This is a genomic window from Bariatricus sp. SGI.019 (assembly GCF_050315235.1).
In the GTDB taxonomy this organism is placed as follows: domain Bacteria; phylum Bacillota; class Clostridia; order Lachnospirales; family Lachnospiraceae; genus JAFBIX01.
The window spans coordinates 94,141-118,439 of record NZ_JBNPOQ010000005.1; the positions used below are offsets into that span (position 1 = coordinate 94,141).

General features: G+C 40.1%; 20 protein-coding genes. 16 read left to right on the forward strand and 4 right to left on the reverse strand.

From position 1 onward, the window contains the following. The first annotated feature begins 257 nt into the window (after positions 1 to 257). The 5 genes from ACQRD1_RS04495 to ACQRD1_RS04515 all read left to right on the forward strand — a co-directional run bounded on the left by ACQRD1_RS04495 (position 258) and on the right by ACQRD1_RS04515 (position 6,237). Positions 258 to 1,580 carry an ABC transporter substrate-binding protein gene (locus tag ACQRD1_RS04495; RefSeq protein WP_427786952.1) on the forward strand — a complete coding sequence of 441 codons (1,323 nt, stop codon included), beginning with the start codon at positions 258 to 260 and terminating at the stop codon, positions 1,578 to 1,580. Positions 1,581 to 1,655: 75 nt separating this feature from the next. After that, entirely contained in the window at positions 1,656 to 2,528 is an 873-nt protein-coding gene (locus ACQRD1_RS04500; protein WP_427786953.1) for a carbohydrate ABC transporter permease, read from the forward strand. Between the two features lie 3 nt (positions 2,529 to 2,531). Beyond that, entirely contained in the window at positions 2,532 to 3,362 is an 831-nt protein-coding gene (locus tag ACQRD1_RS04505; protein WP_235231972.1) for a carbohydrate ABC transporter permease, read from the forward strand. Between the two features lie 32 nt (positions 3,363 to 3,394). Further along, a complete protein-coding gene (locus ACQRD1_RS04510; protein WP_427786954.1) occupies positions 3,395 to 4,738 on the forward strand; it encodes a glycoside hydrolase family 172 protein in 1,344 nt (447 codons plus the stop codon). 14 nt (positions 4,739 to 4,752) lie between these two features. After that, the gene (locus tag ACQRD1_RS04515; RefSeq protein ID WP_427786955.1) at positions 4,753 to 6,237 is read left to right on the forward strand and encodes a glycoside hydrolase family 32 protein; all 1,485 of its coding nucleotides are present in this window, start codon (positions 4,753 to 4,755) and stop codon (positions 6,235 to 6,237) included. A 287-nt stretch (positions 6,238 to 6,524) separates the two neighbouring features. Here the strand turns inward: ACQRD1_RS04515 and ACQRD1_RS04520 are convergent, their stop codons facing one another. Next, positions 6,525 to 6,875, reverse strand: a complete 351-nt coding sequence (locus ACQRD1_RS04520) for a sporulation initiation factor Spo0A C-terminal domain-containing protein (RefSeq protein ID WP_427786956.1) — start codon at positions 6,873 to 6,875, stop codon at positions 6,525 to 6,527. Between the two features lie 219 nt (positions 6,876 to 7,094). Here ACQRD1_RS04520 and ACQRD1_RS04525 point away from each other — a divergent pair, with 219 nt between their 5' ends. The 4 genes from ACQRD1_RS04525 to ACQRD1_RS04540 all read left to right on the forward strand — a co-directional run bounded on the left by ACQRD1_RS04525 (position 7,095) and on the right by ACQRD1_RS04540 (position 14,123). Next, positions 7,095 to 7,790: a response regulator transcription factor gene (locus tag ACQRD1_RS04525; protein WP_235231968.1), complete on the forward strand. Its 696-nt coding sequence runs from the start codon at positions 7,095 to 7,097 to the stop codon at positions 7,788 to 7,790. Positions 7,791 to 7,802: 12 nt separating this feature from the next. After that, entirely contained in the window at positions 7,803 to 10,415 is a 2,613-nt protein-coding gene (locus ACQRD1_RS04530; protein ID WP_427786957.1) for a histidine kinase dimerization/phospho-acceptor domain-containing protein, read from the forward strand. A gap of 98 nt (positions 10,416 to 10,513) precedes the next feature. Continuing rightward, positions 10,514 to 11,671, forward strand: a complete 1,158-nt coding sequence (locus ACQRD1_RS04535; RefSeq protein WP_427786958.1) for a class I SAM-dependent methyltransferase — start codon at positions 10,514 to 10,516, stop codon at positions 11,669 to 11,671. 13 nt (positions 11,672 to 11,684) lie between these two features. Beyond that, a complete protein-coding gene (locus tag ACQRD1_RS04540; protein WP_427786959.1) occupies positions 11,685 to 14,123 on the forward strand; it encodes a hypothetical protein in 2,439 nt (812 codons plus the stop codon). A 72-nt stretch (positions 14,124 to 14,195) separates the two neighbouring features. Here ACQRD1_RS04540 and ACQRD1_RS04545 read toward each other — a convergent pair whose 3' ends face one another. Next, positions 14,196 to 14,693 carry a QueT transporter family protein gene (locus ACQRD1_RS04545; protein ID WP_347376188.1) on the reverse strand — a complete coding sequence of 166 codons (498 nt, stop codon included), beginning with the start codon at positions 14,691 to 14,693 and terminating at the stop codon, positions 14,196 to 14,198. A gap of 521 nt (positions 14,694 to 15,214) precedes the next feature. On the opposite strand from ACQRD1_RS04545, the gene ACQRD1_RS04550 reads away from it, so the two are divergent. The 7 genes from ACQRD1_RS04550 to ACQRD1_RS04580 all read left to right on the forward strand — a co-directional run bounded on the left by ACQRD1_RS04550 (position 15,215) and on the right by ACQRD1_RS04580 (position 22,071). Next, positions 15,215 to 15,556, forward strand: coding sequence for a nucleotidyltransferase domain-containing protein (locus tag ACQRD1_RS04550; protein WP_347376189.1), 342 nt, complete (start codon positions 15,215 to 15,217; stop codon positions 15,554 to 15,556). A gap of 132 nt (positions 15,557 to 15,688) precedes the next feature. Further along, positions 15,689 to 15,826, forward strand: a complete 138-nt coding sequence (locus tag ACQRD1_RS04555) for a hypothetical protein (RefSeq protein ID WP_347376205.1) — start codon at positions 15,689 to 15,691, stop codon at positions 15,824 to 15,826. Positions 15,827 to 16,132: 306 nt separating this feature from the next. Continuing rightward, positions 16,133 to 17,524 (forward strand): asparagine--tRNA ligase, encoded by a 1,392-nt coding sequence (asnS, locus tag ACQRD1_RS04560; protein ID WP_427760941.1) that lies wholly within the window; start codon positions 16,133 to 16,135, stop codon positions 17,522 to 17,524. A 121-nt stretch (positions 17,525 to 17,645) separates the two neighbouring features. Beyond that, the gene (gene vanR / locus ACQRD1_RS04565; RefSeq protein WP_235231957.1) at positions 17,646 to 18,335 is read left to right on the forward strand and encodes a VanR-ABDEGLN family response regulator transcription factor; all 690 of its coding nucleotides are present in this window, start codon (positions 17,646 to 17,648) and stop codon (positions 18,333 to 18,335) included. Then, a complete protein-coding gene (locus ACQRD1_RS04570) occupies positions 18,325 to 19,563 on the forward strand; it encodes a sensor histidine kinase (protein ID WP_235231956.1) in 1,239 nt (412 codons plus the stop codon). The genes vanR and ACQRD1_RS04570 overlap by 11 nt, the downstream gene beginning before the upstream one ends. Beyond that, positions 19,469 to 20,524, forward strand: a complete 1,056-nt coding sequence (locus ACQRD1_RS04575; protein ID WP_235231955.1) for a metallophosphoesterase family protein — start codon at positions 19,469 to 19,471, stop codon at positions 20,522 to 20,524. The genes ACQRD1_RS04570 and ACQRD1_RS04575 overlap by 95 nt, the downstream gene beginning before the upstream one ends. A 2-nt stretch (positions 20,525 to 20,526) precedes the next feature. After that, positions 20,527 to 22,071 (forward strand): ATP-binding protein, encoded by a 1,545-nt coding sequence (locus ACQRD1_RS04580; protein ID WP_235231954.1) that lies wholly within the window; start codon positions 20,527 to 20,529, stop codon positions 22,069 to 22,071. Between the two features lie 17 nt (positions 22,072 to 22,088). On the opposite strand, the gene ACQRD1_RS04585 is transcribed toward ACQRD1_RS04580, so the two are convergent. Together ACQRD1_RS04585 and ACQRD1_RS04590 are read right to left on the reverse strand one after the other, a co-directional pair. Continuing rightward, positions 22,089 to 23,273: a ribose-phosphate pyrophosphokinase gene (locus tag ACQRD1_RS04585; RefSeq protein WP_235231953.1), complete on the reverse strand. Its 1,185-nt coding sequence runs from the start codon at positions 23,271 to 23,273 to the stop codon at positions 22,089 to 22,091. Then, on the reverse strand, positions 23,260 to 24,273 hold the full coding sequence (locus ACQRD1_RS04590; RefSeq protein ID WP_235231952.1) for an ATP-binding protein: 1,014 nt from the start codon (positions 24,271 to 24,273) through the stop codon (positions 23,260 to 23,262). Before ACQRD1_RS04590 ends, ACQRD1_RS04585 begins: the two co-directional genes overlap by 14 nt. Positions 24,274 to 24,299 lie beyond the last annotated feature (26 nt).

Here is a 24,299-nt window from a genome sequence, read left to right on the forward strand (position 1 = left end):
TAATGGGCGACGTTCTGGTATAATACACAAAAAGACTATAATGCAAAGAAATAATATTGACAATTTGCTGGGGAGTAATATAATAAAAGCAAATGAATCGAAAAAGTGCACATTGGAGATTTTGTTTTTTTTACTCTTTGTGGAACCCGTTCCACAAAGAGTAATCCCCGGAAAATATTTTTATATTAATGATTTTTTTTAATGAATATGGAACGGGTTCCATAATTAAGTGAAGCAAAAAAAGGAGGAAAAGAATTATGAAAAGCAAAAATGTAAAAAGAATTCTTTCTGCAACAATGGCAGGCGTTTTGACTATGGGGCTTCTGACAGGATGCGGCGGCAGTAGTAGTGAAAAAGCAACAGATGAAAGCGGAGCAACAGTTATTAAATTTGGTATTCATGTAGCGAATCCGGCAGAACAAGAACCAGTGACAAATAGTATTGTAGAGGCGTTTAATAAAGCGAATGAAGGAAAATATAAAGTGGAGTTTGAAGCTGCTGACACAGAAACGCACTCGAAAAATATGAAGTTGAAAGCAGAAGACGGTACATTGCCAGAGATTTTCTGGATCGAAGGTTCTGAGGCATCCGAGTATAGCGAGGCAGGAGTGCTGATGGATCTGACAGAATTCCTGGATGAAAATGCTGATATAAAAGAGGCTCTAGGTGGAATGGAAGCAGCATTCAAAGATGATAATGGACAATATGGTCTTCCATATCAGTGTAATGTGCAGGGAATCTTTTATAATAAGGATCTTTTTGATAAAGCAGGAGTAGCATATCCAACAGATGATACAACTTACGAAGAGTTTATTGAGATGATCCAAAAATTAAAAGAAAGTGGAATAATACCTCTTTCAATTGGAAGCAAAAACAGTGCATTTGCAATGTGGGAGTTCAATGAATTCCTCGCAAGATATGGTTGGGAAGATAATATTGAAAATATCCTTAGCGGAAAAGACAAGTTTAATAATGAAGAATTGCTTGCTTGCTTTGAAAAGTTACAGGGACTGAAAGATGCACAGGCATTCCCTGAAAACATGGCAACAATTGAGTACTTTGATGCAAAACAGCTCTTTGATGAAGGAAGTGCAGCTATGTTTGGTACTGGTCAGTGGGATTGTGCAGAATTTGATGAAAATCTTGGTGACAAAATTGGTTTCTGGTGGGGACCAAAATTTACAGATACTGAGGCAAATCAGGATATAGCAATGAAGGTTCCATCTGCACCAATCGGAGTCAGTGCAGCAGTTGCGGATGATGAAGAATTAAAAGAAGGCGTATATGAGTTCCTGAAATTCTATTATGGAGAAGAGGCTGCAAAATTGTCTTATGAAGGATCTATTTTCCCGGCAACAAATTATGAAGGTGTTGCAGCATCAGATTCACAGTATGCAATGAATGCAATGCTTGAATCGCTTGCAAGTGGATGGGGAAGTCCAGAGGCAGCACCAGATCTTACAGTACCATCAGCAGTACAGGAAGCTTTATATGACGGAATCTTTGGAGTGCTTCAGGGAACTTATGAACCTGCAGAAGCATTAGATAAAATTGATACTTCTCTAGCAAATAGTCAATAGTTTATAAGACGTTTTTGTTGGGTATGACAAATAAGTCGTGCCCAACAAAACGCTTATAAGGAATAAGGTGGTTGTATGCATTGGTTAAGTAAGAAAAGATACAAAGTAGGACTTATGCTTCCTACATTGCTGGTTTATAGTATTTTTATAATATTACCGATTGCTATTGCAGTTTACTATAGTTTCACACAATATTCTGGTATTGGAAAACCAAGATTTACTGGATTAAAAAACTATATAAGGCTGTTCCAGGATGAATTGTTTTGGGTTTCTTTTAAAAATACAATGATCATGTTTATCCTGGCATTTGTGTTATTGCTCACATTATCTTTTTTAATTGCACTTTTGTTGAATAATAAACTTAGGGCAGTTGATTTTTCTAAGGCTTTAATTTTTTCGCCAGCAATCATAGCGCCAATTATAGTAGGTATTATATGGGTATACATATTGGATCCTAATATTGGTATTATTAACAATGTTCTGGATGCAATAGGGGCAGATGCATTTAAGCAAAAATGGATTGGTGGAGAAACGCTTTCTCCATATAGTATAGCAATTATTTATTTCTGGCAGCAGTTAGGTTATCTTGTAACAATATTTATTGCGGGATTAAAGATGATTCCGGGAGATATCCTTGAGGCCGTTAAAATTGATGGGGCAAATGCTATTCAGGAAATACGTTATGTGACGATTCCGATGATGCGGACAACAATTTCTACAGTTGCAGTGTTGATTATTACGGGTGTATTTAAAATCTTTGAGATTGTTCAGCAGACAACTGGAGGAGGTCCGAACCATTTGTCTGAGACTTTGGTAACATATAGTTATTCCCAGACATTTTCAAGTGGAGATTATGGATATGGAATGTCTTTAGCGACCGTTACATTCTTAATATCTCTAATTATAACGGCGATTTATTCTAGTTTGACAAAAGAGAAGGAGGGGTAAGAGATGATAAATAAAAGAAAAAAGACAACGATGTATATTTTAATGGCAATCATTACTGTGTTGGTCGTATTTCCTTTTGTATGGATGTTGGTTCTTTCTTTTAAAACAAATTCTGAAATATTGTCTACACCTCTGTCATTGCCGAAAACATTAAATCTTGAGAATTATAAGCATGCATTAGAAACGTTGAATTTTCCTAAGCTATATGGGAATACGTTGTTTGTATGTATTATATCATTGATTATTGAGTTGGTGATTACATTTCTCAGTTCTTTTGTGCTTGCAAGAATGGAATTCAAAAATAAAAAACTTAAAAAACTATTGTACGGTTTTTTGATTATGGGGTTATCAATCTCTCCATTCATTCTTTTGTTCCCGGTATACAAGATAAATGTTTTTTTTGGACTCAGAGGAAAACTGGCATTGATATTCCCTTATGTAGCAACTTCTATATCATTCAATACATTGTTATTGGTGGGGTATTTGAAATCATTACCTACAGAGATAGATGAAGCAGCAGTCATAGATGGATGTACTATCTGGGACTTAATGGTGAGAGTTATCTTACCGATGACAAAGCCGGTAATTGCGACAATTGTAATATTCAATGTGCTGTATATCTGGAATGAGTTCCCATTTGCATCTGTTATGTTAAGAGATGTTTCAGATTACACGTTATCCATGGGAGCATCTTTCTTCAAAGGAACATATACAGTTGACTATGGTGGAATTGTTGCATCAAGTGTTATGATTATTATTCCAGAGTTGATATTCTATGGTATATTCCAGAAGAATATCGTAGAAGGAATGACTGCAGGAGCAGTAAAAGGTTAGCATATAAATTTGCTCAATAGGAGGAGAAAAATATGAGTAAAGTATCAGGATTATTTCAAGATTTAACAACAATAAAAAAAGCTAGAAACGGAAGACTTGCAAGTTGGGATCAAAGAGGAAAAAATCAGGATTACTGGGAGATCCCGGCAAAAGAAAGTATTGTATTAGGAGAAGTGGAAGGACCGGGATGCATTACCCATATTTGGATGACATCTTCCTGCCGTAAAGTAAAGGCACCAAGTATTTTGGATCCGGTTCTTAATGCATCGGCAGCGCCGGTAATGGAGATTCATCCTGCACTTGGAGTTATTTGGGATGATTATGATCCGTTTTATTATAGAAAGGTGTTAATAAAAATCACCTGGGATGATCAGGATACACCGAGTGTTCTTGCTCCTTTTGGAGATTTCTTCTGTATTGGAAATTGCTATCCGGGAAATTTCAGTTCACTTCCATTTAATGTTTCATTAAAACCAGAAGAGGCAGGAAGATATGGCGCCCCTTGTTCTGTATCCTGTTATTTCCCGATGCCGTTTAATAAAAAAGCAAAGATTGAGATTATAAATGAGAATGAATTACCGTTTATTTTGTATTTCAATATTGACTATGAGATGTATAAAGAGCCATTGGATGAGAATACTGCATATTTTCATGCTTGCTGGAGACGAGAGAATCCATGTGATGGATGGGGACCAGATATTCAGACTAATTCACCGGAAGTAAATAATGTGACGAATCTCAAAGGCGAGGGAAATTATACGATTCTTGACGTAGAAGGAACAGGACATTATGTAGGATGTAATCTGACTGTTAAGCACTATCAGGGAAGCTGGTGGGGCGAGGGTAATGATATGTTCTTTATTGATGGAGAAGAATACCCAAGTCTTAATGGGACAGGAACAGAGGATTATTTTAATCATGCCTGGGGAATGCAGAGAAATGCGTATCCGTTCTTTGGAACGATTGTTCATGAAGGGGATACAGATGGGTTCCAGGTATCATATAGGTTCCATATTACGGATCCGGTTCGTTTTGAAAAGAGTTTAAAAGTAACAATCGAGCATGGGCATGCAAATCATTTGTCTGATGACTGGAGTTCCACTGCTTATTGGTATCAGACCCTGCCGACGAGCAAGAATATTACAATTCTTCCAATGGAAGAAAGACTACCGAATGTTCCGGTTCTTCCAGAAAGAGATTTAAGAATGCCTGAATTGACAGATGAAATGAAAGCGGCAAGAGATTCCTGGGAAAAACGATGGGAAGAATACAGTCCGGCAAGACAGGAACAATTCAGAATCAAAGAAGAGAAAGCACGTCGAGAATCAAGGTTAAATACGGAATTTGCAAAGAAACTTCGTGATGAATATAAATAATATGGAGGAGTCTTATGTCTAATGAATTAATGCAAAAAAAAATTGAAAAGGCTCAGCAGGAAATTGATGCAAAAAAAGATATTGTGAAAAACGGTGCAATGCGTCAACACTATCATTTTATGGCGCAGACTGGTTGGATCAACGATCCGAATGGATTGATTTATTATAAAGGCAAGTATCATTTTTTCTATCAGTATAATCCATATTATGGATTCTGGGATTATATGCACTGGGGTCATGCCATAAGTGATGACATGCTCCATTGGGAATATCTACCACTGGCACTTGCACCTTCCGAATTTTATGACGATCATTTCCGTGGTGGATGTTTTTCTGGAAGTGCAATTGAACATGATGGAAAATTGTTTTTGATGTTCACAGGCACAACAAATAATGGAAAAGGTTTTGAGCAGACGCAGTGTATTGCATATAGTGAAGATGGGATACATTTTGAAAAGTATGAGGGAAATCCTGTATTGACTGCACCAGATGGAATCCCGACATATCAGTTCCGTGATCCAAAGGTATGGAAACATGACGATACCTATTATATGGTATGCGGAGCAAGCCGGGATAATAAAGCACAGGCACTCTTATATCGCTCCAAAGATATGTTACATTGGGAGTTCTTTAATGTGTTGGCAGAAAGCCGTGGCGAGTGGGGATACATGTGGGAATGCCCGGATTTTTATCCAATGGGAGATCGGTATGTACTTATGTTTTCGCCTATGGGGGCCGGAGAACGTACGGTTGTCTATCTTGTGGGAGATTTCGATTATGAAACTGGAAAATTTAATTACCATATTAATGGAGAAATTGACTGGGGTTTCGATTATTATGCACCGCAATCATTTCTGACTCCAGATGGACGAAGAATAATTGTTGGGTGGGCTAATGCATGGGATTGGATGCCATTCTGGAAAGACTGGGGGCCGACTTATAAAGAAGGTTGGTGTGGTTCGTACAATATTCCAAGAGAAGTTCGAATGAAAGAAGATGGTACACTTCAATTTATTCCAATTAAAGAGATAGAATCGCTTCGTGTGGATGCATGGAATCAGGAGACTATAATAGTAAGTGAGAAGAAGACAGATATTAAGGCCGGTGATGGTATTTCTTTTGAATGGAAAATGCAAATCAATCTTGAAGAGACGAATGCGGATCAGTTGGAAATAGGTTTGCGATGTGGAGAGGGTAAAAAGACTATTTGCATCTTTGATTTTAAAAATGCGCAGATGTCTGTAAATCGAAATGAGGCAGATGGATGGAGTAAAGGAATATCCAAAAGCGTGATGTATCTAAAGGATAGGAAAGAACTAGATGTGCATATATTATCAGATCAGAGTTCGATCGAGATATTTACGGACGATTATCAGAACAACCATTCTCTCAATGTGTTTGCAGGAAACGCACAGAATCAGATATATCTTTGTGCTCATGGAGGGCAGGTGGTTATAAATAATCTAGAAACCTATGGACTGACAGGATGCAACCAATAGGGGAAACAACATGTAGAAAAATCATGATGTATCAAACAATGACGAAACCCGTTAGCTATCATGCTAACGGGTTTCGTTGTTGTTATAGTTATCTAAAGGAATGAGAGTAAAGTGTGACATCAAGAACATGTATTTCTTGATGTTTTACTTTATGAGGGGGGAGATAGTGATTTGTTTATCAACTATCTGTAACTAAGTATAAAAGAAAATTATGTCTAAAGTATGTTAAAACTCTAAAAGAAAAAGAAAAATTCTTAAAAAGGACTTAAGATGACAAAGAAAAAATACTAAAAAAAGATTTTTTCAATATTTTTTTGCTTTAGATGGGCAGTTAATATATCTAAAAATTCACTGGAAGCGGGACGAATCTCCAGAGGGTGCATGGCAATTTTCTGGAGTAGTTCGCGGTTTCCTCGCTCCCAGCAAACATTAATTACGGTTCGGATATCCCTCTCGACGCTGTAGCTGCTTGTGCAGTAATGGTTTGCAATTTGGGGATAGAGGGATTTGCTGACAGAGAGAAGATAGTCTTCGTTCTCCAGGCAAAGTTTTATCCCATATTGAAGATAATGATATCCTCGGTATGTTGCGCCAATGCCAAGAGAACGAATCAAGCGTTCAATTTCTATTTCACTCATGTTGTCTCCTGTTCTATTTACGTTTTATTACAATGAGAAACGAAAACATGCTATAGGGACATTATATCGGAAATATAGTATTTAATATATTTCGCGACGTGAACAGTAAAAATTCGACATTTTTCGACAGAAAAGATTTTCAGAATATCTTAAGAATTTCCACAAACTGCTCTTAAAAAATTACTGCTATTCTTGTATAGTATAAGGGAGGTGATAAAAATGGCTAATATATTAGTTTGTGATGATGATAAAGAAATTGTAGAGGCAATTGATATATATATGTCTCAGGAAGGGTATCATGTGTTGAAGGCTTATGACGGGGAGGAAGCGTTAAAGGTCTTGAAGAACGAAAAAGTAGATCTTCTTGTGATTGATGTTATGATGCCAAGGCTTGATGGAATACGGGCAACGCTTAAGATTCGGGAAGAGAATAATATGCCGATTATCATATTGTCTGCAAAATCTGAGGATGCTGATAAGATTCTTGGATTGAACGTCGGGGCTGATGATTATGTTACCAAGCCATTTAATCCATTGGAACTGGTAGCCAGGGTTAAATCACAGCTTCGAAGATATACGCAGCTTGGAAGTACGGTGAATCATGAGAATCAGGCAGTGTATGAGGTTGGAGGACTGTCAATCAATAATGATCTGAAGAAAGTAACCGTAGATGGGGAGACTGTGAAGCTGACACCTATCGAATACAATATTTTACTATTATTAATGAAGAATCAAGGGAAAGTATTTTCTATTGATCAGATATATGAAAATATCTGGAATGAAGAAGCCATTGGTGTGGATAATACAGTGGCGGTACATATCCGGCATATTCGGGAGAAGATTGAGATCAATCCTAAGGAGCCGCGCTATCTGAAAGTGGTCTGGGGTGTTGGATATAAGATAGAGAAACTTTAGAAGGGAGTATATATGAAGCGTCGTTGGTATCGGGCGCCGATCATAAAAGGACTTTTGATCGTTGCTGAACATATTCTGGTGGTGATTATGGCGGTCTGCATCATATGGATTTTGTCCTATCCGGCAGGGCGCAATGAGATGTTTGAAGGAAAGCCTGCAAAGAATTATGAAGAGACGAAAAGCTTTAATGAGCTGTTGCGAACATATAGCCACCAGGTAATGAATGGAATTGGAATGCGGGACCGATTCGAGACGGATGGGGTCTATAATCCGCAGAAGATTGTCGATATACAGGAATATTATAATGAGTCAGAGATTACGAATGAAAATCTAAGTGGTCTGGCATACCGACTGCAGGATCTGTCTGACTGGGCGCAGCAATGGCTCGACCAGGGAGAAGAGAATTCATCTTACGATGATAATGCAGGTATGGATGAGAATATTATTGTATGTAAGCGTTCTGACAATACCTATCATTATTATTACTATAGTGAATTTAGGAATCTGATAGACAGTGGTGAGCTTCGGTTTGTAATCGCAAGTGATGATTCAGGAGTTTCTGAAGAGGATATTCTGAATGAATTGCAGGATGGAAATTTCTATAATAATACGGTGAATGCTTTCAAGGGGCTTCAGGATGTAGAAGGGAAGATTGCGTATATTGACTGCTGGAGTTACGATGGACAATGGCTGGCCGAAGAATATCAGACGGTAGATGGCAAGAGTGTTATGGAGATAGCTAATGACAATCCTATCTGGAATGGCCGGCTGAGTGAAGCTTATGAAATGCTGAGATATTGTATCTACCAGGTCGAAAGTGACATGAGAGAATATAATGATCTGAGTGAGTTCTATCAGGAAGGAGATACGAACTTTGCGTATTTGTATGTAGATACTGATACTAAGCGTGTGTATACAAACCGGAAAGCATATCAGGATTATGACAAGGCGCAGGAGAATCTGGAAATGTTCCGGAAGATGGGAAAATATGCAATCATTATGCCGAAACTTGCAGATTTTGAGACGAATTTTAATAATATAGATGCTTCGGACTGGCAGGAAGAGGTGAAGAACTCCGGCAATAAAGAAGAGGGATTCATCTATGCTGTTGGCGTGGATACGACCTATCCGATTAAGGATGCATTTTATACGGAATCCCAGTTATATGATAAATACGGAACAAGTGCGAGGGGTATCCTGGTGATGGGATGTGCTGCGAGTATTGTATTCCTGATACTTCTGGTATGGCTTACGGTGATAGCCGGTCGTAATCCGCAAGATGAGGAATTACATCTGAATGGATTTGACCGTTGGAAGACCGAGATTGCTGCTCTGGTGGTGATTGGAGGTTGGTGCATTCCTGTTGCATTGGGTGTGTCTGGAATTACGTATTCGTATTTTCCATCGTGGGGAGGAGATTATCAGTTATATCAGGCAGATTATATCCAGAGTGCGATCCCTTATATGATATGTGGTGCTTTACTTGCAGTTTATACCTGTGCATTATTCCTGACAGGTTTCTTAAGTCTGGTACGAAGAATAAAGGCAAGGACATTATGGAAAAATAGTCTTCTAAGATGGTTCGGCGGATTTATAAAGGTGCTATTTTGTAATTTCAATGAAGTGTGGCAGGTTATTATTGTATTTGGCGTTATAGGGCTGTTTTCATTCTTTGCATTGATCGAGTGGGCATCGGTCATGGGAATTACTTTTCTGTTGCCTGCGCTGATACTAGGAGCGGAGTTGGCTGCATTTGTCTATATGGTTAGACAGGCTATCGGAAAGCAGAGAATTAAGGAAGGAATTCTTAAGATTGCGGAAGGTGAAGTGGAATATAAGATTCCTTTGAATGGATTGAACGGAGATCAGAAGATCATTGCTGAAAAGATTAACTCCATTGGAGAAGGCCTGGACCGGGCACTGGAAGAAAGTATGAAGAGTGAACGGCTCAAAACAGATCTGATTACCAATGTTTCCCATGATATTAAGACACCGCTTACTTCTATTATTAATTATGTGGATTTGTTAAAGAAGGAAAATTTTGAAGATCCGAAGATTCAGCGGTATCTGGAGATCCTGGAGGCAAAAGCCCAACGGCTTAAGACCCTTACAGAAGATGTAGTAGAGGCATCCAAAGTAAGTTCTGGCAATATTACACTACAGTATATGAATATTAATTTTGTAGAGATGATTCAGCAGACTAGCGGAGAATTTGAAGAAAAATTCAAAGCCAGAGAATTGAAAGAAGTGCTGATCCTGCCAGAGAAAGAAGTCGTGATACGGGCAGACGGTAGACGGCTCTGGAGAGTATTGGCCAATATTTACAACAATGCAGCCAAATACGCTATGGAAGGAACCCGTGTATATGCAGAATTAAAAGTAGTAAATGATTCGGCAGTATTCAGTCTGAAAAACATATCCCAGCAGCCACTCAATATCTCGGCAGATGAGCTGACCGAACGATTTATCCGTGGAGATATCTCACGAAGCACAGAAGGCAGCGGCCTCGGACTATCTATAGCCAAGTCATTGACCCAGATGCAAGGCGGCAAATTCGAATTGTATCTGGATGGAGATCTGTTCCGGGTGACCATAACATTTCCAATAGGGACAGGGCAAATGTAAAAAGGGACAGGGATATTTTAATTTGGGACGGAGGAAAATGAAAAAACCCCCGTCCCAAACTTGCGCTTGTCAGGAAAAAACATTACAATAATAATACTATGAATGAATTAAGAGAATTATTACAGGACAATCTAAATATAGAATTTATTACGGCAACGCTTAGTAATCCGCGGCGAAAGGATGGCCCGGTCAAGATTAAAGTGCGCCCCTTGCTTCAGAAGGAGCATCTGGTATTTCAGCTTGAATTGTTCCAGAATAATCAGGCTTTTCACAGGAATGCAGATTCACGGGAGGCGTGTGAACTGATTCTGGGGCATATGGAGAACATGCGTCAGATGCAGATGGAGACGCAGAAGTACCAGTATACGGTTTTGGTGAGTAAAAAGGGAAAGGTGACGATTAAGAAGAAGGCTCAGAAGTGTGAAAGAAAGGATGTAGATATGAGCCATAATCGGAAGAAGCACTATGTCTTGGAAGAAGGTATCCCGGTCCCGTTCCTTCAGGATCTGGGGGTCATGACGCAGGAGGGAAAGGTCGTCCATTCCCGATTTGATAAATTCCGGCAGATCAATCGTTTCCTGGAGTTTATTGAAGATATTTTGCCGGAGCTTGATAAGGGAAGAGAGCTTACAATTCTGGATTTCGGATGTGGCAAATCTTACCTGACATTTGCGATGTATTATTATCTGCATGAGCTGAAGCATTATGACATACGTATTATCGGACTGGATCTTAAAAAGGATGTTATCCGACATTGTAATGAGCTTAGCCGGAAATATGGTTATGAGAAGCTGGTGTTCTTGGAGGGAAATATCGCTGACTATACCGGTGTAGATAAGGTGGATATGGTGGTAACGCTTCATGCCTGTGATACGGCAACAGATTTTGCTTTGGCCAAAGCTATCGGCTGGGATGCCAAAGTAATCTTATCAGTACCGTGCTATCAGCATGAGTTAAACCGCCAGATAAAAAATGATGTACTGGAGCCTGTTTTCAAATATGGCTTGATTAAGGAACGTATGGCTGCGCTGGTGACAGATGCATTGCGTGCGGAATACCTGGAAAGGGAAGGTTATGATGCTCAGATTCTGGAATTTATAGATATGGAGCATACACCGAAGAATATATTGATTCGTGCAGTGAAGACCGGAAAAAAAGGGGAGAATACAGAGGCTATTCAAAAGTGTGAAGAATATCTGCACGTTGAGCCGATGTTGGGACGGTTATTACAAGATGCGAATTGTGCCAGATCATGAAGGGGATTTGTAAATGAAGTGGAAAAATAGATTGATTGAAGCAGGAGTCCTTATCATAGTATTCATCATTGCTGTGTTAGGGTTCAGCTATTATACGAATAAAGGCAATGATAACATGACGGCTGACATGGGAGCAGCAACCTATCCACAGGTTTCATTTTCCTACCAGGGTTATGCGTTGAATATGTTGAGTGGGTATGCAAAAGCGATGGACATTCCAGCTATGAGGGATACCATAACGCCGGTGACAAATCAGCGTCTGGAGATTAACGTCCAGGCATATGGCATTAAGATCAGCAGTGCTTCTTATACCATCTATACATTGGATGGCGAAGAAAAGCTAAAGGAAGAAAAGGTAAAAAATCCGGGAGAAAACATCACGGCAGATTTGAGCGATGAAGGGCTAATGGATGAAGAGCGTGTCCTCGAGATCGCGCTCTATACAGAAGATAAGACCATTTATTTTTACACCAGGATTGTAAATGCATCAGATGCGTCTGTTATGGAATGTCTGGATTATATTCGGAATTTTCACGAGAGTGCCATTGGAAAAGTAGAGGGTGCCGGCGTAGGTGCAGCCATTGAACCGAGCGAAGAGGGCGATAATACCAGCTTTCAGCATGTGACCATTCACTCCGATTATGACCATGTATCCTGGGGAAGCCTGGAGCCGGAAGTTGAAAAAGGCGAACGCTGGAATATTAAAGAGATTAACAGTAATTCCATCTCGGTACAGTTGGAATATCGCGTAAGATGTAAAGGCGAAGAGAATGAGACGGATGTCTATGCGGTCAAAGAATTCTTCCGTGTGCGCCATATTGAAGATGCACAGAAAACTTATCTGCTCAATTATGATAGAACGATGGAACAGATATTTGACGCAACAAAGCAAGTGTTGAATGAAAAAGGCGTTTTGCTTGGAATAGCCCCAAAGAATATTTCTTATATGGTAAATGATGACGGTTCTGTTGTGTCTTTTGTTGTGGCAAATGAATTGTGGAATTACAACAAAGATACCGACGAAGTGTCTCAGGTATTCAGTTTTGCAGATGCTGAAAATAGCGATGTACGTAATCTTGTGACAAAGCATGAGATTAAGCTTCTGGAAATGGATGAGACAGGGAACACAATCTTTGCGGTATGTGGTTATATGAATCGTGGAAGCCATGAGGGAGAAGTTGGAATTGCCGTCTATTATTATGACATGGAGAAGAACTCTGTGGAAGAAAAAGTATTTATCTCCAGTGACAAGTCATATGAAAACGTCATAAATGAAATGAGCAGGCTTGTCTACTACAGCGCCAGCCGCAATATGCTATACATCATGGTGGAAGGTACGCTCTATGAATTCGATGTGGAGATGGAGGAGAATACGGCGCTTGTTGAAGCTTTGAACGAAGACCAGTATGTGGTATCAGAAGATGGACATCTGGTCGCTTATCAGGAAAATGGAGATCTGAACACAGCGACAAAGGTGGTTGTCAAGAATCTAGAGAGTGGCAAGGAACGAACGGCCGAATGCGAATCAGATGAATGTATCCGCCCGTTGGGGTTTGTAAAAAATGATTTTGTCTATGGAGTGGCCAAGACTGCAGATACAGGTAAGACGGTTTCCGGAGAAATTACGGTTCCAATGTACAAAGTAGAGATACAGAACAGCAAAAGCGAAATTGTAAAGACCTATCAGGCAGATGGCACATATGTGTTGGATGCATATTTGAAAGATAATATGGTGACATTGAATCGTGCAGTAAAAGATGGCAATACGTATACCAGTACCTCTCAGGATTACATCACGAATAATACCGAAAAAGAAAAGAGCAATATCTATCTGGAATCGTATGCGACAGATCTTAAGGAGACACAAGTCCGGCTTACATTTGAAGATGGAATCTCAGATAAGGAGCCGAAGGTACTGCGGCCAAAGCAGATTGTAATGGAAGACCCGGTAGTCGTTGAATTCGAAGATGTAACCCATGCAGATAAATATTATGTATATGGGTATGGACAACTGCTAGACTGTTGTGAAAAGGCGGGTGAAGCAATTAGGCTGGCTGATTCTTACAGTGGCGTTGCGGTAGATGCCACGCAGAATTATATCTGGGAGCGCGGAAATAGAGATCTGCAGTACACAATCGCTGACAAAGATGATGTGATCCAGAGAATTGCCGACCGGTTAAAGCAGAAAGAAGCACCGGTAGATATTATGAAGAGTCTGAATGACGACCGGTATCTGGATCTGACCGGCTGTGCAACAGAGGAATTACTATACATCATTAACCAGGGATCGCCGGTGATCGGTATGTTGAATGCAGAAAATTCAGTTATATTGATCGGATATACGGATACAGTTGTTATCTATGTCGATCCGGAGACCGGGGAACGATCCAGTGTGACTTATGAAGAAATGGATCAGATGACCCAGGGAAGTGGAAACACGTATATTGGATAAAAGAAAGATTTCAGAAATATAAAAGACCCGCATCATTATCGCGGGTCTTTTCCTTTTGCGTTCAAAACAAGTCTATGAATTCGCTGCTGGTCTGAACACAATATTTTTATATTTTCTCAGTGCAAAATACAATACCATACCAAGTACGCCGCAGGATAATACTTCCCCGACACCAACGGTAAGCATCATAAATGGAATCGGCAGTGCAACACCATAACCATAGCGCAGTACAAAAGGTACAACGATTGTGTTCGCTGCAATTGGCGGCAACGGTGCCAGGAACTTATTCTTGTCTCGTAACTGGTAAGTGAAAAATGCGCCGATTAAGGTCGCAAGACTTCCGAAGATGATGTCCGGAAGGATCGCGCCGCCCAGAATGTTCCCAATCAGGCATCCTACGAATAAGCCGGGAATAGCGGCTGGTGTGAATACCGGAAGGATCGTAAGGGCTTCTGCAATTCTTACCTGTACTTCTCCGAAAGAAAATGGTGCGAATACATAGGTCAGCACCACGTAGATGGCAGCGATCATGGCCGCCTGGGTCAGAAAGTTGATGTTTTTGTTTCTCATATGAAATTCTCCTTTAGTTTTGTTTTACGAGTGGAAGGTCTCGAACACTCGGCACATTTTCCGCGAAGCAATGAGCCATGCGGACATACTTGTATGTCCATCTGGCGAATGCCGCGAGACTCAGGTACCGCAGGTATCTGAGTACCGCCGGGAATCGGCGGCAAGCCCGATAGACCTTGGTTTTGATGGGCTTTGTTGCGATAGAGAGTATAACATAGCGAGGGGAGAAATGCAAGTCCGTACCCCATTTTGCTATAATATGGATATTTGGATGGAAAAATGTAAAAGATTACCATGTTAAAGGAAAGAAGATTCTTTTATATACTGATAAATAGAAATTTTAGGAATACGCCAGGTAGATTTACCAACACGCATTCCTTTTATTTTGCCTTGGTTTAGAATTTTCTGATATATTATGTGCAGGTCTAGAAAAGCTATAGAAATAGAAGGAAAATTCAGTTATAATGATAGAAACATAAGGAAGTAATATTTTATAGTTAGCAGAACGGAGGGATATTTATATGCCAAAGAATATGCAGAATTTAATGGAAAAGTACGTGAACGAAATAAAAAAGATATATGGTTTGCATTTACGCCAGATTATTTTATATGGTTCTTATGCCAGAGGAGATTTCAAACCAGATTCGGATGTGGATATTATGATTCTTTTGGATTTGCCAGATGTGGAGTTGAAAGCATATAGTCAGAAACTCTCTTATATGACATATGATTTTAATCTGGATCATGACATGGATATAAAGCCAATAGCGAAAAGTGAAACACATTTTAATAAGTGGAGTGTGAATTACCCATTTTATTCCAATATTCATGAAGAGGGAGTAGTGTTATATGAAGCAGCATAATCAGGAGATTGGCACGAGAAAGGATCTGGTTATTTACAGACTGGAAACTGCCAGGAGTGATTTAATAAAAACTATGTAAAAACATCAATATTTCCAAGAGAAATTGGAAGGAAAATAGGTCAGGCAGAGGAAATACGACATGCCAGTGATTATGATGATTTTTATATTACCAGTAGGGAGGAATCAGAACGTCAGATTCTAACAGCCGAAGAATTTATTAATTTAGCTGAGGAATACTGTATGAAACAACTTGAAAATTATGAAGAATAAGAAGAAAAGTTGTTTGAACACGTACCCCATTTGGAATGATAGTTGATGAATACAGACGAAAGGAAATACCGCAGAAAACGTTGGTTTTCTGCGGTATTTCGTATATTTGCATATGAATAAATGTCCATTGTTTTTGGCTTTGTTGCGATTGAGAGTATAGCATAGTGTGAGTGGCAATGCAAGTCTGGACCCCATTTTGCTTCTATCATGTCTGAAATTGTCTTCTGCCTTTTAAAACATCCATTATTATGTTATAATAACTCCAAAGCGTCAAACGCAAGCAATCACAAAAAGGAGTAAATTGGTATGGATTTGATTACGATTAAGGAACTATATAAGGAAAAAGAAAAGTATCTGGATCAGAAGATTACTGTTGGGGGATGGGTGCGCAGTATCCGGGATTCCAAGACTTTTGGATTCATTGTATTAAATGATGGAACATTTTTTGAACCTTTGCAGATTGTTTACCATGATAAGATGGATAACTTTGCTGAGATCTCCAAGTTAAATGTGGGAGCAGCATTGATCGTTACAGGAACATTGGTGGCAACACCGCAGGCAAAGCAGCCTTTTGAGATTCAGGCCGATACTGTAGAGGTAGAAGGTGCATCTGCGCCGGATTATCCGCTGCAGAAGAAGCGTCACAGCTTTGAATATCTTAGAACAATTTCACACTTAAGACCAAGGACTAATACTTTCCAGGCAGTATTTCGTGTGCGTTCTCTGACAGCCTATGCAATTCATAAGTTTTTCCAGGAGAGAGGATTCGTATATGTAAATACACCGCTTATCACCGGAAGTGACTGTGAAGGTGCAGGAGAGATGTTCCGTGTTACAACACTGGATATGGAGAATCTTCCAAAGACTGAGGATGGAAAAGTCGACTATTCTCAGGATTTCTTTGGCAAAGAGACAAGCCTTACGGTAAGCGGTCAGTTAAATGGAGAGACATATGCTCAGGCTTTCCGCAATATCTATACATTCGGTCCGACCTTCCGTGCAGAGAATTCTAATACGACAAGACATGCGGCAGAGTTCTGGATGATCGAGCCAGAGATGGCATTTGCAGATCTGGATGATAACATGATGCTGGCAGAAGCAATGTTAAAATATGTTATCAACTATGTGCTGGAAGAAGCACCGGAAGAGATGAATTTCTTCAATTCATTTGTGGATAAAGGCTTATTGGATCGTCTTCACAATGTAGTTTCTTCCGATTTCGCAAGAGTGACATACACAGAAGCGATTGAGATATTGGAGAAAAATAACGATAAATTCGAATACAAAGTTTCGTGGGGAACAGATCTCCAGACAGAGCACGAACGTTATCTGACCGAGCAAGTATTTAAACGCCCGGTATTTGTAACTGACTATCCGAAGGAAATCAAAGCCTTCTATATGAAACAAAATGACGATGGAAAGACTGTGGCAGCAGTAGACTGCCTGGTTCCCGGCATCGGGGAGATTATCGGCGGAAGCCAGAGAGAAGACGATTACGATAAACTCCTGAATCGGATGAATGAATTGGGATTAAAAGAAGAAGATTACAAATTCTATCTCGACCTTCGCAAATACGGCTCTACCAGACATTCTGGATTTGGACTTGGGTTCGAAAGATGCGTTATGTATCTGACAGGAATGAGTAATATCCGCGATGTTATCCCATTCCCAAGAACCGTAAATAACTGCGAATTGTAGAAAATAATGTGTGGAATTCAAAAAGGGACAGGGGGATTCAAAAAAAGGGACACGGTAATTTTAATTGGGGACGGAGGAAAATGAAAAAACCCCCGTCCCCAAATGGCAAAGGAGGGCTAGTATGAATATTTTAGTTGTTGATGACGAGAAGGAAATCGCGGATGTTGTAGAACTGTATCTCCAGAATGATCAGTATAATGTGTACAAGTTCTATACTGGTCAGGATGCGTTGGATTGTATTAAAAGCAGGAAGATTGATCTGGCAATTCTGGATATTATGCTTCCGGATATTGATGGTTTTCAGATTCTTAAGATGATTCGGGAGAAGTATACTTTCCCGGTGATCATGCTGACGGCGAAGACGGAGTATATGGATAAGATTACGGGTCTTACGCTGGGGGCGGACGACTATATTCCGAAGCCGTTCAATCCTTTGGAGTTGGTGGCACGTGTAAAAGCGCAGATTCGTCGATATACGCAATATAATGATGGGGGAAAAGACGAAGGAGATGTCATTGATTTTGGAGGACTTGTTTTGAACCGAACGTCTCATGAATGCGTTTACAATGAGGTCCCTCTGACGTTAACTCCGATTGAATTTGACATCCTTTGGCTTCTCTGCGAGAATCGGGGAAAGGTCATCAGTTCGGAAGAATTATTTGAAAAAGTATGGCATGAAAAATATTATAAGAACAGTAACAATACGGTGATGGTGCATATCCGTCATCTGCGGGAGAAGATGAGTGCACCGACCGGGAAATCAGATTTTATCAAGACAGTTTGGGGAGTAGGTTATAAGGTTGAAGAATAACTATCGTAAGTTAAAGGTCAGTATATTGCTCCAGACGGTATTTGTCACGGCAGTGACGGTTCTGGTCGGCGGATTTTTGCTGAATTACGTGATCGACGGTATTTATAATGACAGTTTTGCCAAAATATTTGTCAATTGTATGATGGCGTTCAATATGAATGAAAGTCAGGCGAAAGACCTGTACTGGAAATTAATCGGGGACAACAAGATGTTCTTTATGATTGTTGGTTTCCTGTTACTTTTTGCGCTATTTTTCTATGTGGCACTTTCTAAGATGACCAGGTACCTGGATCAGATTGGATATGGAATTGAAAATATTGTGTCAGAATCTACGGAGCCGATTCATCTGATTACGGAATTAAAACCAATTGAAATTCGTCTGAATGAGATTAAGGCAACTTTGAAGAGGCAGGAATTAGAGGCGGAGGAGAGTGAGAAGAAGAAAAATGATCTGGTACTTTTCCTGGCACATGATTTGAAGACGCCGCTTACATCGATCGTTGCTTATCTCAGCATGCTGGACAGTCACCCGGATATGCCGGAAGAAGAGCGGATCAAATATACCCATATTGCCATGGAAAAATCTCTCCGCCTCGGGGAGCTGATCAATGAATTTTTTGATATTACCCGTTATAATCTTCAGAATATTGAGCTTGAGCCGGTAGAGATCAATCTGTCTTTTATGCTGGAACAGCTGGCAGATGAATTATATGGTGTCTTGCAGGAGAAGAAATTATCCTGTGAGGTTAACGTTGAAGAGAATCTGATGGTATACGGTGATCCGGATAAACTTGCCAGAGTATTTGACAATATATTAAGAAATGCAATCGCATATTGTTATGCAAACACGGTGATTCGGATAGAAGCCCAGATGAAAAAGGGAGATGTAGAGATTATTTTTACCAATCAGGGCGATAAGATTCCGGGAGCAATGCTCCAGACGATATTTGAGAAATTTTACCGGGTGGATGGTTCCAGATCCAGTGGAACCGGCGGTGCAGGGCTGGGACTGGCCATTGCAAAACAAATCGTAGAGTTGCATGGTGGGCTGATCCGTGCGAAAAGTGATGATCTGAGGACACAGTTTATTGTAACTTTGCCATCAAAGACAGAGAAGGAAGAGGGAGCAGCAGATGAAATTCATACACATCGCAGACGTACATTTAGGGGCAAGACCGGACGCAGGAAGCGCATACAGCGCAAAGAGAACAAAGGAAATATGGAATAGTCTGAGAAGGATTATTGAGGTATGTAATGAAGAAACTGTAGATCTTCTTCTGATTGCGGGAGATCTGTTTCATCGACAGCCATTGTTGCGAGAATTAAAAGAAGTAAATTATCTTTTTGGTTTATTAGAAAATACTCAAGTTGTACTGATTGCAGGAAATCATGATTATGTTAAGAAAGATTCTTATTATAGAAGTTTTCAGTGGGCAGAAAATGTTCATATGATTTTAACCGAAGAAGTTACCAGTGTCGAGATACCGGAATTGTCGCTGGCAGTGTATGGATGCAGTTATCATACGAAAGAAATCCCGGAAGGACGATACGATCACGCCTGTCCTGAGAAAAAGCAAAAGTATGAGATATTGCTGGCACATGGCGGAGATGAGAAGCACATTCCGATTCAGAAGAATCAGGTGATGTCTCTTGGGTATGATTATGTGGCATTAGGTCATATTCATAAACCACAAGTGATCGTTGCGGATCGAATGGTATATGCAGGAGCCTTGGAGCCAATTGACAAGAACGATACCGGCCCACACGGTTATGTGTCAGGGCAGATGTCGGAACAAGGATGTCAGATAAGCTTTGTACCAATGGCGTCCAGAGAGTACATTCATCTGGAGGTGCAGGTTCATAAAAAAATGACGGGGAATGAACTGAGAATGCAGATCGCATCTCAGATTCAGGAACGAGGCATACAGAATATATATAAAGTGGTCGTAACAGGGTTTCGGGATCCAGATATCATCTTTGATTTGGAGGATATGGACACTTATGGAAATATCATAGAGCTGACAGATGAGACCAGACCGGCATATGAATTTGAAAAGCTTATGGACCAGAACCAGGATAATCTTCTTGGACAATATATTAAAAGCCTGAAAGATTATGAGGAAGACAGCATAGAATATATGGCATTATGTGAAGGTGTGCAGGCACTGATGGAAACGAGAAGAGGCTAGATATGATAATTCAGGAATTAAGATTAAAGAATTTTGGGAAATTTACAGACAAGTCCATACAATTAAAAGAAGGTATGAACCTTATGTATGGCGAAAATGAATCCGGTAAATCTACGATCCATACCTTTATCAAAGGGATGTTTTTTGGAATGGAACGAGGCCGGGGAAGAGCGTCTGTTTATGATACATACAGTATCTATGAGCCGTGGGAGAATCCGAATTATTACGCTGGCTCATTGAGATTTCGAGTAGGGCAAAAGACCTTTCGACTTGATAGGAATTTTGACAAATACTCAAAAAAGGCAGAATTAATCTGTGAAGATGACGGAGAAGAATTGTCGGTTACAGATGGAGATCTGGATGTATTATTGGGAGGGCTGAATGCCGGAAATTATGAGAATACGGTATTTATCGGTCAGTTAAAGATAGAGACCGGTCAGTCTCTGGGAATAGAATTAAAGAACTATGCGACAAATTATTATGCAACGGGAAATAGTGAACTTGATCTAGGTCGGGCATTGCAGTCTCTTCAAGAGAAAAAGAAGCTTCTCGAGCGTGATGAGAAGAATTATCTTATGAAAAAGCAGCAAAAAAGGGAACGGATGGAACAGGAAGCTTCTTATGTATGGAGAGATATCCATCACCTGGAAGAAGAGTGTGAACGCATTACAGGAGAATTAGAATATCGTCAGAAAAAGGAGAAGGATCAGGAAGAGAATCGGCGGAAGATTGATGAACTCAGGCCGGCAAAATGGAGAATTCACCCGGTTGAACTCTTGCTGTTTGCTGTGTTTGTGATACTTGCTTTTGCGTTGATCGCAAAACCATGGAATTATCTGGTCGCAATTGTAATTTTTCTTGCTTGTGGATTATACACCTGGAATCGGATGAAAGTGGGGAAAAAGCAGGAAAAAACAGCACCTGAGATTTTGCTGGAAGAGATTACACCAGAAGAAGAGAAGATTCCGTTAGACAGACTTGTCTGGGAAAAATCACATGTGGAAGAGGAATTGAGAGAAAAGCAGGTTCAATACAGTAATTTACAAGAACAATTGACAGAATTAGATGAAGTCAGTGAGGATTACCGGGAATATGACAGAAAGCGCAGAGCCCTCCAGTTGGCTATGGATCAGCTGAATAATCTGTCTGCAAAATTGCAGCAACAGTTGAAGACGGTGCTGGATGGGAAGGCATCGGAGATCCTGGAATATATTACGGATGGAAAATACACCAGACTTTTTATTGAAGAGAATCTGCATATGAGTGTTATGGCAGAAGGAAGAAAAGTTCCAATGGAGCAGTTGAGCAGGGGGACGATAGAACAGATATATCTTGTCCTTCGCCTTGCAGCAGGCGAGCTATTGTTTGAGGAAGATTATCCGGTGATTCTGGATGATACGTTTGCATATTATGATGAAAATCGATTAAAAAAAGTGATGCAATGGCTGAGCATTCATAAGAAACAAGTCCTGATCTTTACCTGCCAGAAGAGAGAAAAACAACTATTGGAAGAACTGAATATCGCCTATCATGAGGAGATCATATAAAAGGAGAGGAAATCTGGTTAGATTTCCTCTCCTCTGTTATATTTATCCACAACGTTATGGATACGATCTACTGGGTTCAAGATACTGCTGATAGATCCATCATGATTCAATGTATCGATCATGAGTGCAATATATTTACTCATATCACAGTTGATATAATAAGGACGTTCCAACAATTCTGGTGTCTGATAGATTAGGTTGGTGGTAAGAATTGCGTCGATAGTTCCTTCTTCATATGCTTTGTCGAATTTGTCGAGTCCGTTTGTGAACAGACCGAATGTTGCGGCAGCAAAGATTCGTTTGGCTTTGCGCTGTTTCAATTGACGGGCAACATCCAGGATACTGTCTCCAGAAGAAATCATATCATCCAGAATAATGACATCTTTGCCTTCGACAGAAGAACCTAAAAATTCATGAGCAACAATTGGGTTGCGTCCATCGACGATCTTGGTGTAATCACGTCGTTTATAGAACATACCCATATCAAGATTCAATACGTTTGCAAGGTAGATCGCACGTCCGGTAGCACCTTCATCAGGACTGATTGCCATCATATGTTCGCTGTCAATCTGCAGATCTTTAAAACGGCGAAGAAGACCCTTGACGAACTGATAAGTCGGGCGCACCGTTTCGAATCCATTAAGTGGAATTGCATTCTGAACTCTTGGGTCATGAGCATCAAATGTAATGATATTGTCGACACCCATACGGACAAGTTCTTGAAGTGCAAGTGCACAATCCAGAGATTCCCGATTGCTTCTTTTGTGCTGACGGCTCTCATATAAGAAAGGCATGATGACATTCAGACGTCGAGCTTTTCCTCCAACTGCAGCAATTACACGTTTCAGATTCTGGTAATGATCATCCGGAGACATGCGGTTGGTGTGACCGGTCAAAGAGTAGGTCAGACTATAATTGCAGACATCAACCATAAGATATAAGTCTTTTCCACGGATAGATTCATTGATAATACCTTTGGCTTCGCCGGATCCAAATCGTGGAACTTTTGCATCAATAAGATAGGTATCTCGTTCATAACCGTTGAAGACAACATCGTCTTTATAGGCAGAGCCATCTTCCTTTCTCCATTTTACAAGATAATCGTTCACCCTATTGCCCATCTCGGTGCAACCGTCGAGAGCAATAATTCCAAGTGCTCCGACAGGTATGTTTTCTAGAATGCGATCATTACGGCGTAACATCATTTGTACCTCCCAGGTTTAATAATTTTTTTTGGATGCGGATATCGTCACCAGTCAGCCTCAGAATCGTATAATTACTGCTGATCCGGGAAAAAGTCCGCTCTGAATAGATTGATTTTATATCTTCCAACGCGAGGTTGGTAGAGATAATAGTAGATTTCTGTCTTAATATACGTTCGTTCAGACAGCTGAACAATTGTGATACCGTGAATGTATTGGAAAACTCGGTTCCCAAATCATCAATAATCAGAAGATCACAATCGTAGATCAGTTCTTGAGCCTGCAAATTCTGTTCCTCTTTTTTACCAAATGTGTTCTTTGCCAGGATATCAAATAATTGAGCTGCAGTAAAGTATACAACAGAAAAAGAAGTATCCATCAATTCCTTGGCAATGCAGTGGGAGAGGAAGGTTTTGCCGACCCCGGTGTCGCCATATAATAGAATATTGTGAAATTCATCGGAAAATGTATCTACGAAATCATGACATACCTTTAATGCGGTCTGCATGGATTCCAACGAAGATCTTCCTGTAAGAGGATCTATGTGGTTGTTGGAATAATAACTTAGAGAACAGGTAGAAAAGTTCTCTTTATCCAGGACTTCCTGTAAATTGGATTGTGTATATAGAAGCTCCACGATTGCCTGCTTGAAACAATGGCATTTTTCAGTTCCAATATAACCTGTGTCCTGACAGTCAGGACAGTTGTAATGGAGCTCCAGATAATCTGCCGGCAATCCATGGGATTGAAGAAGCCGCTTTTTCTGTGCAATCAGGAAATTCAAATCCTCTTTTAAAGAAGACAATGCCTGACTGTCTCCGTCAAGGAGTCGGCGTGCTTTTTGAACACTCATGGCAGAGATAGATTGATCCAGCTCTTCTAACTCTGGAATGAAAGAATATGCCTGCCTGTAGTGTTCCCTGAGTTGATGTTCATTATCCAGTTGTTTTTGTTCATAAGTACGCATCAATTGATCGTACTGAGAATTGGAAAGTGCCATGCCGGGGAAAATCTCCTTGCGTTATG